This window comes from Streptomyces sp. 12E, from assembly GCF_055633275.1.
Window position 1 is genome coordinate 6,946,714 of the sequence record NZ_JBVNCJ010000001.1, and the last position, 14,496, is coordinate 6,961,209.

General features: G+C 72.3%; 15 protein-coding genes. 6 read left to right on the plus strand and 9 right to left on the minus strand.

The features are described 5' to 3' along the window. Positions 1-2: 2 nt before the first annotated feature. Complete coding sequence (locus tag ACZ8ZB_RS31935) at positions 3-854, minus strand: MBL fold metallo-hydrolase (RefSeq protein WP_470741053.1); 852 nt, start codon at positions 852-854, stop codon at positions 3-5. Positions 855-1,078: 224 nt separating this feature from the next. After that, complete coding sequence (locus ACZ8ZB_RS31940) at positions 1,079-2,110, minus strand: zinc-binding alcohol dehydrogenase family protein (protein ID WP_470741054.1); 1,032 nt, start codon at positions 2,108-2,110, stop codon at positions 1,079-1,081. Positions 2,111-2,250: 140 nt separating this feature from the next. On the opposite strand from ACZ8ZB_RS31940, the gene ACZ8ZB_RS31945 reads away from it, so the two are divergent. After that, on the plus strand, positions 2,251-2,607 hold the full coding sequence (locus tag ACZ8ZB_RS31945; RefSeq protein WP_470741055.1) for a winged helix-turn-helix transcriptional regulator: 357 nt from the start codon (positions 2,251-2,253) through the stop codon (positions 2,605-2,607). Between the two features lie 33 nt (positions 2,608-2,640). Here ACZ8ZB_RS31945 and ACZ8ZB_RS31950 read toward each other — a convergent pair whose 3' ends face one another. The 5 genes from ACZ8ZB_RS31950 to ACZ8ZB_RS31970 all read right to left on the minus strand — a co-directional run bounded on the left by ACZ8ZB_RS31950 (position 2,641) and on the right by ACZ8ZB_RS31970 (position 7,490). Beyond that, positions 2,641-3,477: an alpha/beta fold hydrolase gene (locus tag ACZ8ZB_RS31950; protein WP_470741056.1), complete on the minus strand. Its 837-nt coding sequence runs from the start codon at positions 3,475-3,477 to the stop codon at positions 2,641-2,643. Positions 3,478-3,642: 165 nt separating this feature from the next. Continuing rightward, entirely contained in the window at positions 3,643-4,407 is a 765-nt protein-coding gene (locus tag ACZ8ZB_RS31955) for an MBL fold metallo-hydrolase (protein ID WP_470741057.1), read from the minus strand. Positions 4,408-4,752: 345 nt separating this feature from the next. Beyond that, a complete protein-coding gene (locus ACZ8ZB_RS31960) occupies positions 4,753-6,438 on the minus strand; it encodes an FAD-dependent oxidoreductase (RefSeq protein ID WP_470741058.1) in 1,686 nt (561 codons plus the stop codon). Positions 6,439-6,524: 86 nt separating this feature from the next. Continuing rightward, on the minus strand, positions 6,525-7,136 hold the full coding sequence (locus ACZ8ZB_RS31965; protein WP_437004275.1) for a cysteine hydrolase family protein: 612 nt from the start codon (positions 7,134-7,136) through the stop codon (positions 6,525-6,527). A gap of 75 nt (positions 7,137-7,211) precedes the next feature. Then, positions 7,212-7,490 (minus strand): hypothetical protein, encoded by a 279-nt coding sequence (locus ACZ8ZB_RS31970; protein WP_437076893.1) that lies wholly within the window; start codon positions 7,488-7,490, stop codon positions 7,212-7,214. A gap of 486 nt (positions 7,491-7,976) precedes the next feature. Here ACZ8ZB_RS31970 and ACZ8ZB_RS31975 point away from each other — a divergent pair, with 486 nt between their 5' ends. Continuing rightward, the gene (locus tag ACZ8ZB_RS31975) at positions 7,977-8,129 is read left to right on the plus strand and encodes a hypothetical protein (protein ID WP_470741059.1); all 153 of its coding nucleotides are present in this window, start codon (positions 7,977-7,979) and stop codon (positions 8,127-8,129) included. Here the strand turns inward: ACZ8ZB_RS31975 and ACZ8ZB_RS31980 are convergent. Beyond that, positions 8,126-8,605, minus strand: coding sequence for an SsgA family sporulation/cell division regulator (locus tag ACZ8ZB_RS31980; protein WP_470741060.1), 480 nt, complete (start codon positions 8,603-8,605; stop codon positions 8,126-8,128). The genes ACZ8ZB_RS31975 and ACZ8ZB_RS31980 overlap by 4 nt on opposite strands. 446 nt (positions 8,606-9,051) lie before the next feature. On the opposite strand from ACZ8ZB_RS31980, the gene ACZ8ZB_RS31985 reads away from it, so the two are divergent. Then, entirely contained in the window at positions 9,052-10,941 is a 1,890-nt protein-coding gene (locus ACZ8ZB_RS31985) for a Na+/H+ antiporter NhaA (RefSeq protein WP_470741061.1), read from the plus strand. A gap of 109 nt (positions 10,942-11,050) precedes the next feature. On the opposite strand, the gene ACZ8ZB_RS31990 is transcribed toward ACZ8ZB_RS31985, so the two are convergent. Continuing rightward, positions 11,051-11,887 carry an alpha/beta fold hydrolase gene (locus ACZ8ZB_RS31990; protein ID WP_470741062.1) on the minus strand — a complete coding sequence of 279 codons (837 nt, stop codon included), beginning with the start codon at positions 11,885-11,887 and terminating at the stop codon, positions 11,051-11,053. Between the two features lie 282 nt (positions 11,888-12,169). On the opposite strand from ACZ8ZB_RS31990, the gene ACZ8ZB_RS31995 reads away from it, so the two are divergent. From ACZ8ZB_RS31995 to ACZ8ZB_RS32005, 3 genes are all read left to right on the plus strand, one after another. Then, the gene (locus ACZ8ZB_RS31995; RefSeq protein WP_470741063.1) at positions 12,170-13,108 is read left to right on the plus strand and encodes an NAD(P)-dependent oxidoreductase; all 939 of its coding nucleotides are present in this window, start codon (positions 12,170-12,172) and stop codon (positions 13,106-13,108) included. A 166-nt stretch (positions 13,109-13,274) separates the two neighbouring features. Continuing rightward, complete coding sequence (locus ACZ8ZB_RS32000) at positions 13,275-14,024, plus strand: SDR family oxidoreductase (protein WP_470741064.1); 750 nt, start codon at positions 13,275-13,277, stop codon at positions 14,022-14,024. Positions 14,025-14,072: 48 nt separating this feature from the next. Then, positions 14,073-14,384 (plus strand): putative quinol monooxygenase, encoded by a 312-nt coding sequence (locus tag ACZ8ZB_RS32005; RefSeq protein WP_436996416.1) that lies wholly within the window; start codon positions 14,073-14,075, stop codon positions 14,382-14,384. The last annotated feature ends 112 nt before the right edge of the window (positions 14,385-14,496 follow it).

A 14,496-nucleotide genomic window follows, 5' to 3' on the forward strand; every position in this document is an offset into this window, starting at 1 on the left:
GGTCAGTCCCGCGACGGGAACTGGGCGGCCGCGGAGACGTACAGGGTGTACGGGTTGCCGCGGTCCCCATGCGCCCGGTTCATCGCCCGGACCACGTCGCGGGCACCGGCGCCGGCTTCCACCGCCGCCTCGAAGTCGGTCAGGTAGCGGCGGGAGGAGGCGATGACGGAGGCGGCGTCCCGGTCGTCGGCGCCGGGGGGCTGGTGGCCGGCGACCAGCCGGGCCGGCCGGAGCGCCTCCAGCGTGTCCAGGGCCCCGAGCCAGCGCTCGCGCGCCCGGCTGTCGGTCTGCGCCAGCCACATGTGGATGCCGTTGTAGGCGACGTCGCCGCCCACCACGGCGTCGAGGTCCGGGACGTGCAGCACGGTCGACGGATCGGTGTCGCTCTGCCCGACCCGTACCGGCCTCAGCTCGTGCCCTTCCAGCTCGATGACGTCCCCCGTCAGCGCCCGGGGCGCCACGGGCACGGCCGGCAGAGCCCCGGGGAACAGCGACTCCCAGTACGCCAGGACCGGCCCGGTGAGCTGCTCCTCGGCGTGCGGCACGACCTCGGGCAGCGCCACCGCGACGGCCTCCGGGAAGGCGTCCAGCACGACCGGCAGGCCGAGGAAGTGGTCGGCGTGGCCATGGGTGACGTAGACGGTCGTGAGGACCTTGCCGGTGGCGCGGACGAAGTCGGTGAGGCGGTGTGCCTCGGCGACGGTGATGAGCGCGTCGACGAGCACGGCCTCCCGCCGGCCGTGGACGAGCGTCGCCGTACTGGCCGGCCAGGTCGCGCCCACGCCGCTGTCCCAGCCCGGTGCCGTGGCGGCGATGGGCTTGTAGTCACTGGTGAAGACGTCGATCGTCAGCATGGCGTTGGCTCCGTTCGTAGCGGACCGGCGTGGCCGCGCGTGCCGGTCCGCCGACGGCGCACGGTGCGGTGACCGGGTCGTCCCCGACGGCCGCACACGGGGCGGCGGTCGGGGGGATACGGCGCGGGTGCGCCGCCTCGGCCACCCTAGGCACCAGAAGTGGAAGGACTGTGGAGTCCCGAGTCCTCGCCCTCCCCGTGGTGCCCAGGGCGGCCTCGGGACGGTCAGAAGCCGGTCATCGTGATCTTGCCGATGGCCCTGCCGGACTCCAGGACGCGGTGCGCCTCCCGCAGATTCTCCGCGGTGATCTTCCCGAGGTCGGTGGTGGCCGTGGTGGTGAGGATGTCGGCGTCCACCAGCCGGGCGATCTGGTCCAGGATGCGGCCCTGCTCGGCCTGGTCGGCGGTCCGGTGCAGCGAGCGGGTGAACATGAACTCCCAGTGGAAGGAGATGCTCTTCGACTTCAGCAGTCCGATCTCGACCGGGCCGAAGTCGTCGATGGCCACGATCCGGCCGAAGGGCCTGACGATGTCGGCGTAGGCGGCCAGGTTCTGCTCCGTACCGGTGGTGCCGAAGACGAAGTCCACGCCATCCGGGGCCACTTCGTGCACCTGCGGGGCGAGGGGCCGGCGGTGGTCGACGATGTGCGCGGCGCCCATCCGCCGGGCGAACTCGACGGTCTCGGGGCGGGACGCCGTGCCGATCACCGTCAGGCTGGTCAGGGCGCGGGCCAGCTGGGAGACCATGGCGCCGACACCGCCCGCGGCGGCGGTGACCAGCAGGGTGCCCGACTGCTTCAGGGCGTCGGTGTGCAGCCCGAGGTGTTCGAACAGGCCTTCCCAGGCGGTCAGCGAGGTCAGCGGCAGGGCGGCGGCCTCCGCGAAGGAGAGCGAGGTGGGCTTGTGACCGACGATGCGCTCGTCCACCGTGTGGAACAGGGAGTTGGCGCCGGGCCGGTCGAGGGCGCCCGCGTAGAACACCTCGTCGCCGACCTGGAAGGACTCAACCTCGGCGCCGACGGCGACGACCGTGCCCGCCGCGTCCCAGCCGAGGACCTTGGGCTCGCCGCCCGGGTCGTTGCTCTGCCGGATCTTGTAGTCGACCGGGTTGACCGCGACGGCCTCGACCCGCACGAGCAGGTCGCGCGGCCCTGGCTGCGGCACCGGCAGGGTCGTGTCGAGGAGACTCTCCGCGTCGTCCACCGGCAGGCTCTTGCGGTAGGCGACGGCCGGCATGGTCTCGGGGAGCTGGCTCATGACTGTTCCTCCTGGTGATGTCACAGCGGACTTCCGCTGTGCCCGTAACGTAGCTCTGAGGAGGTAGTAACCTGCAAGGGATACTACTTCCCTAAGGGAAGTAAGCTGGTGGGAGAGGTAATTCAGGAAAGGGGGACCCTATGGTGACACTCTGCGAGTCCCAGCGGCACGACCATCACGACGTGTACGCCGCCCAGTGCCCGTGCCGAGAGGTCCTCGATCTCCTGGCCAACAAGTGGTCGGCGCTGGCCATCGGCGCCATGGAGGAGGGGCCGCAGCGCTTCGGCGCCCTGCAGAAGCGACTCGAAGGGGTGAGCCCCAAGGTGCTCACCGCCACGCTGCGCCGCCTGGAGGACCGGGGCTTCGTGAAGCGGACCGTCTACCCCGCGGTGCCCCTGCACGTCGAGTACGAACTGACCGCGCTCGGGCGCAGCGTGGCGCAGCCCCTGGGGCAGCTGCGCGGCTGGGTGGAGGACCACATGGACGAGATCGCCTGACGGCTGCCCGCGGCCCGGGTACCCGGCTGCCGGTCAGCGGCCCAGGAAATCGTTGACCTCGCGGGCGAAGTCCTCCGGGTGCTGGAAGAGGAATCCGTGCCCGGCGTCGCTGTAGAGGACGACCTTGGCGTCCGGCAGCCGCTGGGACATCGCGTACGTGGCGTAGGCGTGGATCATCACGTCGTGGGCGCCGTTGGCGGCCAGCACCGGGAGGGTGAGCTCGGCCTGCCGGTCCCAGTACCCGCGGAAACCGCCGATGGCCGCGATCTGGCCGCGGAACGCCTCGGGACCCACCACGGCCTTCGACTCCCTCAGCCGCCGGTCCAGGCGGCGCAGGGAGGCCAGTCCGGCAGCCCGCGCCTTCTCCGTGTCCGGGTAGAACAGGTAGAGGAAGTCCTCGTCGTCGTTGGCTCCCTTGCCGGTGATCTGCGCGACGCGCGCCGGCGGTGTCGGCAGGTCGGGCACGCCGCCGGGCGAACTGCCGGCCACCACGAGCCGGTTCACCAGACCGGGCGCGGTCAGGGCCACGCCCTGGGCGACGATGCCACCCATCGACCAGCCCAGGACGTCGATGTCCTCCAGCCCCAGGGCGCCGATGAAGGCCAGGGAGCCGTCGACCAGGCCCTCCACGGTGGACGGCGGCTCACCGGTGGAGAAGTTGGTGCCGCGGTTGTCGAAGACGACGACCTCCCGCTCGGCCGCGAGCAGGTCCAGCAGCGCCGGGTCCCAGTGGTCGATCGTCCCGCGCAGACGCATGTGCAGGATTAGCGGCCGGGTGCCGGCCCGTCCGAAGCGGCGGTAGGCGAAGCGTTCGCCGCGCGGCCCCGTCACGTACTGGGTCTCGGCCTGATCGGCCAGGTAGGCGGACACGGAATCTCCTGTCGGTTCGGGTGGTGCCCGGCCGTGGGGCCGGGCGGTCAGGTGCGCCGGCGGACGGCCGGGCCGGGGCGGAGAACGCCCTCCCGCCGGCCGTACCACCAGCATGGAGCCGCCTTGTGGACACTTAGTGGGCGGCGCCTTGAGGAGGGGACGTCCCTACCGCCCGGCCTGCTCACGGGCCCGTGCCACCGCGTCGCGGACGGAACCACGGTGCAGGGGCCCGTGGCCGGGCAGGACTGTGTCGGCGTCCAGTGACTCCAGCGCCGACAGGGCGTCGAGGGCGGTGGGCACATCGGCGTGGAACATGCCCGGCAGCAGTTGCGGACCGGTCTTCCGGGACGTCGGATGGGCCGTGACCAGCGCGTCCCCGCTGACCACGATGCCCAGCGAGGGGAGGTGGTACGCGCAGTGGCCGCCGGTGTGCCCCGGTGTGTGCACGGGCACCGGCGCGCCGGGCAGGTCGAGGGCGCCCGTCGTGCCGAACGCCCGGGGTTCGGCCACCGGCACGTGTGCCGTACCCCCCGAGCGGATGGCGTGCACCGCCCACGGCACCACGCCGGGGCGCCAGGCGTTGGCGAGCACCGCGCCGACCGACACCTGCCGCAGGAACTCGCGCCGCGCGTGAGGCACTTCACGCTCGTGCATGAGGACGGGGACGCCGTGCGCGGTGCGCAGCCGCTCGGCCGCGCCGATGTGGTCGTTGTGCGCGTGGGTGACGAGGATCGCCGTGAGACCGCCCGGCCGGACGCCCACGGCGCCGAGCGAGGCGACGACCCGGTCGTGGTCACCGGGATAACCGGTGTCGATGAGAAGGGCCGCGTCGCCCTCCTTGACGATCACCCAGTTGGTGTTGCTCCCCAAAACCAGTAACACCCGGTCGTCGACGCGGACGATGCTCTCACTGAGCGGGATGTCGGGCATGAGCCCTCCTCCTGTCGGCGCACCGCACGCACACCGCACGACCACGGCCGGCGGGCACGCGGTCCGGAAAGCCGGCACGTGTGCGTAGGGCGCATATGTATCAGCATATGTATCAAAGGCCCGGAGCTTGCCATACTTCCGGTGACAAGATCAAAGCGAAACACGTTTCTCGCTGCCCACCCATGGCAGTACGGTTCTCACCGGGAGCACCATGTCTTCCTCCGAGGACCGCCTCGACCAGGCGGTCGACGCACGGGAGTGCCAGGCCGCGAAGTTCCTGCGCCGTACACAACAACCTGCTGCGCGAGGCACGCAGGCGCTCCGGGGTGGCGCGCCGGTGACCGGTCAGACCCGGGCGGACAGGGCCAGGTACTGGTGCACCGACCGGACGGCGCTCGCACCGTCGCCGGCGGCGGCGGCCACCCGCTTCAGCGACGCGGTCCGCACGTCACCCGCGGCGAACACACCCGGCACGCTCGTCTCGTAGGGCAGCGGCGCACGCCCCGCGTCCCGCCATCGGGGCCCCAGGTCCGTGTTCGACAGCGCGAGGTCGGTGCGGACGAACCCGTTGTCGTCCAGCGCCACCCCCCTCAGCCAGTCGGTGGCCGGCTCCGCGCCGATGAAGCAGAACAGGCCGGCGCAGGAGATCCGGCGCACCGGGCCGCCGTGCCGGGCCAGCGTCACCGCCTCCAGCCGCTCGGCACCGTGCAGCGCCGACACCTCGGTGCCCGTCAGGACCGTGATGCGCGGGTCTCCGAGGATGCGGTCCACCAGGTAGGCGGACATACGGGACCCCAGGTCGGCACCGCGCACCACCAGGGTGACCGTCCGCGCGTGGCGCGCGAGGTGCAGCGCCGCCTGTCCCGCCGAGTTCGCCCCACCGACGACGGCGACCGGGGCTCCGGCCACCATCTGCGCCTCCATGTCCGTGGCCGAGTAGTGGATGCCGCGCCCGGTCAGCTCGCTCCACCGGTCGACGGGCAGGGCGCGGTAGGCGGCGCCGGTGGCGAGGACCACGGCCCGGGTCCGGATCCGTGCCCCGTCGGAAAGGGTGACCACGTGCTCCCGGGTGCCCGGCTCCAGCGCGACGACCGTGCACGGACTGGCGATCCTGGCGCCGAACTTCAGGGCCTGCACGGCGGCGCGCGCGGTGAGGTCCGCGCCGCTCAGCCCGAACGGGAAGCCGAGGTAGTTCTCGATGCGCGCGCTGGTGGCGGCCTGGCCGCCGGTGGCGACCGCGTCGAGCAGCAACGTCTCCAGCCCCTCGGAGGCCCCGTGCACGGCGGCCGCCAGCCCGGCGGGCCCCGCGCCCACCACGGTCAGGTCGGCCGTACCGCCGCCGGTGTCGCGGAAGGAGAGGTTCAGGCGCTCGCTGAGCGCGCCGGGGGTGACGCCCGTCAGCACCTCGGCCCCGATCGAGGCGACCGGCAGGTCGGCCGCGGTCAGTCCGGCGGCCCCGAGCAGGGCCGTTCCCTCCGCCGAGCCGTCCGGCACCCAGGAGTGAGCGACGCCTTGGCGGGACAGGAAGGTGCGCAGCCGCAGGCCTGCGGCCGAATCCGGGTCGCCCACCATCCGCAGCGTCTGGGCGGTCGCCTGCCGCAGCAGCCGCCGCCGGGCCAGGAAGGAGCGCAGAAACAGGTCCGACAGCTCGGTCTCCCGCGCCATCAGCAGCCGGAACGACTCGGCGGCCACCCGGTGCACGGTGCCCGGCCTGCGCACCCGTACCCGAAGGTGCCGGCGCTGACCGGTGAGTAGCCCGAGCTCACCGACGAACTGACCGGGACCGTACCGCAGCAGGACCTCGTCCCGGCCCGGCGCCGGGGACGGCCGCACCGCCTCCAGCCGGGCGCTGCCGCACAGGAGGAGGTCACCGCAGTCGTCCCCGACGTCGAACAGCACCTGTCCGGCGGCGACCTCCTCCGGCTCCGCGTACCGGACCGCACGGGCGAGCTGCTCCTCGGTCAGCCGGACCGAGGCCAGGCCGACGAGGTCCTCGGGTCGGTCGCCGATCTCGGGAAAGGAGGTCGCCATGGAGGTGATCCCTTCGACGCGCGTCGCGCGCCTTGCTCGTGCTGTCGGGGAGGTGGGGCCGGTCAGGGGACGGACGCGTCCGTGCCTCAGAAGTCGGCGCGGGACAGCAGTTCCTCGGTGGTGAGCACGTCGTGGGCGATGAGCGCGTAACGGTTCACCATCTGCTCGTAGGAGTCGGCGCCGCCGTCGGGCGCGGTGGCGTCCTTGACGAGGGTCACCCGGTAGCCCCGCTCCATGGCGCTGCGGGCGGTGGACTCCACACACATCGTCCCGATCATGCCCGCCACGGCGATGTGCTCGATGCCGCGGCGCTTGAGCTGGATGTCGAGGTCGGTGGTGGCGAAGACGTCGAGGTTCTTGTGCGGGGCAATCGTCACGTCACCGGGGCCGGGCCGGAGGTCGGGGTGGAACTCGGCGCCCCAGCTGTCCGCCTCGAACATGCGGTTGTCGAACATCATGTGGTGGATGCCGGAGCGGTGCTTCCAGTTGTCGTACTCCTCGTCGGTGTAGGACATCGGCGAGAAGAAGGCGGGGTAGCCCTTGTCCCGGAAGCCGGCCAGCAGCCGCCTGAGGTTGTCCAGGGTGCCGATCCGCTCGAACTCCGCCTTGAAGCCCGGGTAGCCCTTGCCTCCTTCGGCGAAGACCTCGTTGACGGTGTCGATCAGGACGAGACCGGTCGGGGCGGATGTACTGGTCATGTGGCTGTTCCTTTCGTTCTGCCGCACCGCGGCGGTGCGGACGGGCGGACCTGGGGGCCTGCCGCCGCCAGCGTGTCAGCGGGCGGCGGGAGCGGCATCGGTTGTTTGACTGCCGACCGGTCCCACGCTGTACGTCTCCGCACCACGCGACACCTGGAAGCGGGCCCGGTGCTGTGCCGGGGGAGCCGTCGAGGCGGCCGGGGCCGTGGCGTTGGCCGTGGCCGCGAGGACCGTGAGCAGGGTGATGCCGCCCATGGCGGCGAGCTGCTGACGGGCGGTGGAGAAGCGGCGCGGGATGGCACGGCGGCCGGGGCCGTCGGGCGGCAGCGCGGAGAAGGCGGAGGGGGCGGGCACGGAAGGCTCCCGTCTGGCTGTCGGCCACCCCGTACCTGGGGCAGCCGCGTCGGTGATCAGGGACCGAGTGAACCCGGGGGGCGAATCACCGCGCTTCGGTCGATCGACCGACGTTCCGGACCGGACCCATGCCCCTCGGCACGGGCACATGTCTCAATCCCCTTTATGTACACACGTGTGAGTTGACCCGATGGACACGGCCTGGGCACACGTCCACGGAACGCCCAGGCCGCCTTCTTCCCTGGCAGCCCGACAGCAAGGTGGCCCCATGACGCGAAGCCGTACCCGCCACGTCCTCGCGAAGGCCGCCCTCGGGGCGGCCACCCTGGCCGGTCTCACCGCGACCGGCCAGTCGGCCTCGGCGGCCGCCTTCCCTTGGGGCATCTCCCTCTACACGAGCTCCGGCCTGACGGGCACGCAGACCATCGTGGACCTCGACGACACCTCGTGCCACAACCTCTCCGCGCCGCCCTATCCGCCGTGGACGTGTCGGCCTCCGACTTGTACGCCTACTACAACCCGGGCTGCCGTACCGGCTTGCCGGGACAGAGCGGCGACTCGTACTTCATCGTCGGCAGCCTGCACAGCGCGGAGTTCCCGCTGCCCGTGGTCAGTTACCGAGTGGTCCACAACAACTAGGCCGACCGTCCGCCGCGCCCCAGGAGAGAGGCTTCCAGGGCGTCCCAGTCGAGCAGCCGGCTCTCGTGGCCGGCCGGTACCAGGGCGTACGTGGCATCCAGCCACCGCCGAACACCGCTCAGCCTGGTCTCCAGGCACACCCGGCCCTCGGGACGCAGAAGGGTGAGACGGAGGGCACCGGCCGTCCCGTACCGGTCGCCGACCGGCCGGACCCGGAAGTCGCCGACCCCGCTGGCGCCCCGCGTTCCCCGGTCCAGCAGTTCCCGGGACACGACCCAGGTCACGCGCAGGTCGGTCACCGGGTCCACGAAGAGGTCCAGGGCGACGGCGTAGGGGTCGTCCAGGGTGTAGCGCAGGCGGCAGCGCAACGTGTCGGGACCCGTGGGGACGAACAGCCGCCGGACCGCCGTGACGAGGACCGGCGGAACACGGCCGTCCCGGGTCCCGGAGCCGGCGAAGGCACTTCTGTCGCTCATCGGGTGCTCTCTCTCCCGTCGGGTGCGCGCTTTTCGGTCAGGTGCGCGTGTTCACGTCCTTCATCCTGGGCAACCCCCGCCCGGCCGCGCATCGGTAGAACGACTGCGGATGAATCGGTGCGAACACCGGTCCCGTGACGCACGCGGGGGCCGGGCCGGGCCGGCGGGCAAGGGGCTAATCTTGGCCATCGGCGGCGTCCGTGACGCCCCGGCCCGTCGTCCCGCCCCGCCCGCCGTGGCGGCGACGGAGGCGACCGCCGGTCCGGCTCCCGGGCCCCGGCCCGCCCACTGCGGCGGCCCGCGGGCCGGCACCCGGACGGCGAGATCCGATCCGCACCGGCGCGACAGGGGCCCAGCCCGAGCCGTGCCCCTCGCGCGCGCAACCCGATGTCAGGGGAACACGTGAACAGCCTCCGCAGGCAGGCGTCCGGCCGCCGGAGAACCGTATGAGCACGCCCATCGATCCGTCCTCCCTCACCGGGCGGACGCAGTGCAGCGACTCCCCCCGGCTCCCGCTCCGCGACTTCCTGCGCACCGAGACCGGCAGCGCCGCCGGCCTGTCCGTTGCGGTGGTCGCCGCTCTGGCCTGGGCGAACGCGGCACCGGGCGGGTACGAGTCGTTCTGGCGGACGGACCTGTCCGTGACGGCCGGCGGCCACGGCGTCGTCCTGTCGCTGCGGGAGTGGGTGAACAGCGGCCTGATGACGGTCTTCTTCTTCGTCGTCGGGCTGGAGGCACGCCGTGAGTTCGACATGGGGGAACTGCGCGAACGCAGCCGGCTGACGCTGCCGCTGGCCGCGGGTGTCTCCGGCATGCTCGTACCCGTACTCCTCTACCTGGCCGTCAACGCGGGCCAAGGGACGGCGGGCGGCTGGGGTGCCGCCATGTCCACCGACACCGCCTTCGCGCTCGGCGCGCTGGCCCTGGTGGGGCGCCGGATGCCGGCCGCGCTGCGGGTCCTGGTGCTGACGGTGACCGTGGTGGACGACTTCGTCGCCCTGGTCGTCATCACGGTCGCCTACAGCGACGACGTCGGCCTGCCCGCCCTGGCCGTCGCCGTCGCCGCCTTCGGTGTCGTCCTGCTGCTGCGGTCCCTCGGCGTGCGGCGCGGGGTCGCGTACGCGCTGCCGGCGGCCGTCGCCTGGCCCGCCCTGCTCTTCTCGGGAGTGGACCCCGTGGTCCTCGGCCTGGCCATGGGGCTGCTGACGTACGCGCGTCCCGCTGGGCGTCCCGCACTTGAGCGGGCCAGCGGACTGTTCCGGCTCTTCCGCGAGCAGCCCACCGCCGAACTGGAACGCTCCGTCCGCCTCGGGCTGGCCTCCGCGCTGTCCCCCAACGACCGTCTGCAGCGCGTGTTCCACCCCTGGGCGAGCTACGTGATCGTCCCGCTCTTCGCCCTGGCCAACGCCGGCATCCCGATCACCGCCGGCCAGCTCGCCGACGCCTTCACCTCACCGGTCACCCTGGGCATCGTGCTGGCCTACGTGGTGGGCAAACCCGTCGGCATCATGGGAGCGTCACTGCTGGTCACCACCATCGGGCGGGGCCGCGTGAAGCTGCCCGTCGGCGTCGGCGCACTCGCCGCCGGCGGGACCGTCGCCGGAGTCGGTTTCACCGTCTCCCTGCTGATCGCGACCCTCGCCTTCGACGGCGCGGCCCTCCAGCAGGCCAAGATCGGCACCCTGACCGCCGTCCTGTGCTCCGTTGCCCTGAGCTGGGCAGTCAACGGGGTCCTGGCGAGACTCCCGCACGGCCTGCGGCTGCGCAGTGTCATCGGCCGCGCCGAGGCCATCGTCGACCTCGCGGTACCGGTCGACGACACCCGCGACCACGTACGGGGCCCGCGGGACGCGCCCGTGACGGTGGTGGAGTACGGCGACTACGAGTGCCCCTACTGCGGGCTGGCCGAGCCCGTCGTGCGCGAGCTGCTGGGGGACTCCGGCGACGTGCGCTACGTGTGGCGGCACCTGCCGCTCACGGACGTCCACCCCCACGCGCAGGCGGCGGCGGAGGCGGCCGAGGCCGCGGCGGCGCAGGGCCGGTACTGGGAGATGCACGATCTGCTGATGGCGCACCAGGGCGCGTTGAGCGGGCGGGATCTGCGGGGATACGCCGTCGAGGCGGGGCTCGACGTGGAGCGGTTCATGGCCGACGTACGGGCGGGAACGGGTGCGGCGCGGGTCGCTGAGGACGTGGACTCCGCCGATCTGAGCGGCGTGGCCGGCACCCCCGCCTTCTTCGTCGACGGACGTAGGCACGACGGTGCCTACGACATCGCCGCGCTGTCGGCCGCCGTGCGCGCCGCCCGCGCCCGCGCAGCCCTGGACGCCGTGTGACACGGGCGTGGGCGCACACCGCGAGAGCCCCCCGGGCAGGTGTCCCGGGGGGCTCTCGCGACGGGCGTCCGACGGCGTTCCCCTCCCGGGGAAGGCCGCCGGCGCCGGATCACTTGGCGAGGAAGGCGAGGAGTGCCTCGTTGACCTCGGCGGCGTGGGTCCACAGCAGGCCGTGCGGGGCGCCGTCGATCTCGACGTAGTCGGCGTGCGGGAGGGCCTTGTGGAAGGGGCGGGCGGTCGAGTCGATGGGCAGGATGTTGTCGGCGGTGCCGTGCAGGATCAGAGCCGGCACGTCGATCTTGGGGATGTCGGCACGGAAGTCGGTCGGCCAGGTCAGGGGCGCGGCGGAGGCGGCGTAGGAGCCACCGGCGGCGGCCGTGTTCCAGCTGTTGCGGACGGCCTCCTCGCCGATCCGGGTGCCGAGGTTGTCGTCCAGGTTGTAGAAGTCCCGGTAGAAGGCGGTGTAGTAGGCGTAGCGGTCGTCCTTGACCGTGTCGGAGATGTCCTGGAAGAACGCCTGGTCGGCGGCGCCGCCGGGGTTGTCGTCGGTCTTCAGCAGGAAGGGCTCCAGGGAGGCGAGGAAGGCCGCCTTGGCGACGCGGGCCGAGCCGTAGGTGCCGAGGTAGCGGCCGACCTCGCCGGTGCCCATCGAAAAGCCGACGAGGGTCACGCCCTGGAGGTCGAGGGTCTCCAGGACGGTGTTGAGGTCGGCGGCGAAGGTGTCGTAGTCGTAGCCGGTGGTGGGCTGCGAGGAGCGGCCGAAACCGCGGCGGTCGTAGGTGATGACCCGGTAACCGGCGTCCAGCAGCGCGGCGGTCTGCTTCTCCCAGGAGTGCCCGTCCAGCGGGTAGCCGTGGATCAGGACGACCGGACGGCCGGTGCCGTGGTCCTCGTAGTACAGCTCGATGTCGGTGGTGTTCTCCTGGCCGACGGTGATGAACGGCATGGTTCTTTCCCTCCACGGTGGTCGGGCCGCGGGCGCGGCGCCGAGTACGGGTCCAGCTTCACGGCGCTCGGCGGCGCGGGAATCCGTCTAACGACTTACGGGCCGGGGCGGCGTGACTCACAAGGGACGGTCAGGGCCGGTGGAGCAGGTACACACCCGGTCGGACACATGTGTTTCACTTTGGCGGTCCCTGTAGAACATGTATCTCGGGCTCTGGGGAACGGAGCCCGACGCAGCCGATGCCCAGGAGCCGGGTGCGACGACCTGTCGAGGAGTCTTCCCATGAGGCCGGTGGTGTGGATCCCGTACGAGCCGAAGGACCTGCCGGCGCTGCCCGACGGACTCGACTGCCATTACTGGGACGGCACGGACACCTGTCCCACGCCGCCCGAGGAGGTCCGCTTCCTCACCGGTTTCCCCGGGGCGGGCGGCTACGAGACGCTGGTCGCGATGGTCTCCCGCGCCAGGCGTCTGGAAGTGCTGCAGGTCCTCAGCTCCGGCCACGACTACCTGACCCCGCACCTGGGCTTGCTGCCGCCGGATGCCCTGTTGTGCACCGGGCGCGGCGTGCACGCCGAGGCGACCGCGGAGCTGGCGGTGACCCTGCTGCTGGCCTCGGCGGGCCGGATTCCCCGCTTCGTGCACGGGCAACGGACGGGCGCCTGGGCTCCGGCCGGCCGTTTGACGCTGCGCGGCAAGCGTGTGGTCGTCGTGGGGGCCGGAGCCGTCGGAACCGCCGTCGCGCGGCTGCTGGAACCCTTCGGCTGCGACCTCGTCCGGGTCGCCCGCTCCGCCCGGCCCGGCGGCGACGCACCCGCCGTGCACGCCGCACGGGAACTGCCGTCCCTGCTGCCCGCGGCGGACGCCGTGGTGCTGTGCGCGCCGCTGACCGAGGAGACCCGCGGCATGTTCGGCGCGCACCGGCTGGCCTCGCTCAAGGACGGCGCGATCCTGGTGAACGTCGGCAGGGGCGAACTGGTCGACACCGACGCCCTGACCCGTGAGGTGTCCTCCGGGCGGCTGCGGGCGGCGCTGGACGTGGTGGCACCCGAGCCACTGCCCGGCGCGCACCCGCTGTGGCGGCAGTCGGAGGCACTGATCACCCCGCACGTCGGCGCGTTCACCGACGCCTTCGCGGAAGACTCCGCGGCCTTCCTGGTGAGGCAGTTGCGGCGCTACGTGGACGGGGCATCCCTGCTGAACGCCGTTGCCGTCGGCTGACCACACACCGCGCCCCACCTGCCGTTCGACTCACACGTAACGCCTGCCATGCGTGCAGCTTATGGATATCCGCAAGAACAAGCATTGGACTCATCGCCGCACCACGGCGAGAGTTGATCCCGCCCCGCACGCCGGCCCGGTGCCGGTCCCGTCGAAGGAGAAACCCGTGAGCAGCACGTCCACCACCCCCGCCGGCGCCACCCTCAAGCGCGCCGGCCAGCGTCTCGTCGTCGTCGGGGCCGGCTCGGCCATCGGACGTCGCCTCGCCCGGACCGTCTCCGCCGAGGGGGCCGACCTGGTCCTCGCCGGCCCGGACCTCGCCAAGTTGGAGAAGACGGCCGCCGAACTGCCGGGCATGGCCCGTACCGTCCGCTTCGACATCACCGACGAGGAGTCGATAGCGCACCTGGCCGAGGAGGTCGGTGCTTTCGACCACTTCGTCTCCACGGCGGCCGTGCCGGCCAACGGGCCGCTGTCCGAACTCGTCCCCGAGGACGTCCAGCGGGCCTTCGCGGCCAAGGTGATCGGCCCCCTGTTCCTCGCCAAGCACCTGGCCGGACAGGCCCGGGAAGGCGGCTCCCTCACCTTCTTCTCCGGTGTGGCGGCCTGGCGCCCCGCCCCCGAGCGGACCGTGATGGCCACCACCAACGGCGCCCTCGCCTTCCTGGTCCAGGCCCTCGCCGTGGAGATCGCTCCGCTTCGGGTCAACGCCGTGTCCCCGGGTATCGTCGACAGCGGCGCCTGGGACAAGCTCGGCGCGGACAAGCGGGCGTTCCTGGAGTCGGTGGCCGCGAGCAACCCGGCCCGCCGGGTCGGCACCCCCGACGACCTCGTCGCCGCGGTGCTGTTCGTCATCGACAACCCGTACGTCACCGGCACCGTCCTGCACGTGGACGGCGGCGGACGCCTGGCCTGACCCACCGGCCGACCCATTCCGACGGACCACCCCACTGAGGAGAAGCGCATGACCGATCGTCACACCGGGCCCATCGTCCTCGTCGCCCGCATGAAGGCGCGCCCAGGCAAGGAACAGGAGCTGTGGGACGCGCTGCCCGCCCTGGTGTCCGCCACCCGCCAGGAGGACGGCTGCCTCACCTACGTGCCGCACGAAGGGCTGGACGACCCCGGCCTGCTCGTCATGCACGAGGTGTGGCAGAGCGAGGAGCACCTGCGGGCCCATTCCGCCAGCGCCCACCTGCGGGCCTTCGCCGAACGGGCGGCGACCCTCACGGTGAACGGCATCGAGATCGAGCGGCTGGCCGAGATCGAGCTCTAGACCGTCCCGTTCGGGGACCGTGAGCTCCCGGCGGTCAACGGGCCCTGGAACTCAGTCATTCGACGGAAGCGCGCCGGGGCCGCCCGCGGTCCACTGGACCGGTACCGACCGG

Bases quoted from the DNA above. Each gene is read 5' to 3' on its own strand.
- ACZ8ZB_RS32005 (WP_436996416.1), top strand. From the start codon at position 14,073: ATGACCGATCGTCACACCGGGCCCATCGTCCTCGTCGCCCGCATGAAG.
- ACZ8ZB_RS31940 (WP_470741054.1), bottom strand. From the start codon at position 2,110: ATGAGCCAGCTCCCCGAGACCATGCCGGCCGTCGCCTACCGCAAGAGC.
- ACZ8ZB_RS31935 (WP_470741053.1), bottom strand. From the start codon at position 854: ATGCTGACGATCGACGTCTTCACCAGTGACTACAAGCCCATCGCCGCC.
- ACZ8ZB_RS31980 (WP_470741060.1), bottom strand. From the start codon at position 8,605: ATGAGCGACAGAAGTGCCTTCGCCGGCTCCGGGACCCGGGACGGCCGT.
- ACZ8ZB_RS31965 (WP_437004275.1), bottom strand. From the start codon at position 7,136: ATGACCAGTACATCCGCCCCGACCGGTCTCGTCCTGATCGACACCGTC.
- ACZ8ZB_RS31955 (WP_470741057.1), bottom strand. From the start codon at position 4,407: ATGCCCGACATCCCGCTCAGTGAGAGCATCGTCCGCGTCGACGACCGG.
- ACZ8ZB_RS31945 (WP_470741055.1), top strand. From the start codon at position 2,251: ATGGTGACACTCTGCGAGTCCCAGCGGCACGACCATCACGACGTGTAC.
- ACZ8ZB_RS31990 (WP_470741062.1), bottom strand. From the start codon at position 11,887: ATGCCGTTCATCACCGTCGGCCAGGAGAACACCACCGACATCGAGCTG.
- ACZ8ZB_RS31995 (WP_470741063.1), top strand. From the start codon at position 12,170: ATGAGGCCGGTGGTGTGGATCCCGTACGAGCCGAAGGACCTGCCGGCG.
- ACZ8ZB_RS31960 (WP_470741058.1), bottom strand. From the start codon at position 6,438: ATGGCGACCTCCTTTCCCGAGATCGGCGACCGACCCGAGGACCTCGTC.
- ACZ8ZB_RS31985 (WP_470741061.1), top strand. From the start codon at position 9,052: ATGAGCACGCCCATCGATCCGTCCTCCCTCACCGGGCGGACGCAGTGC.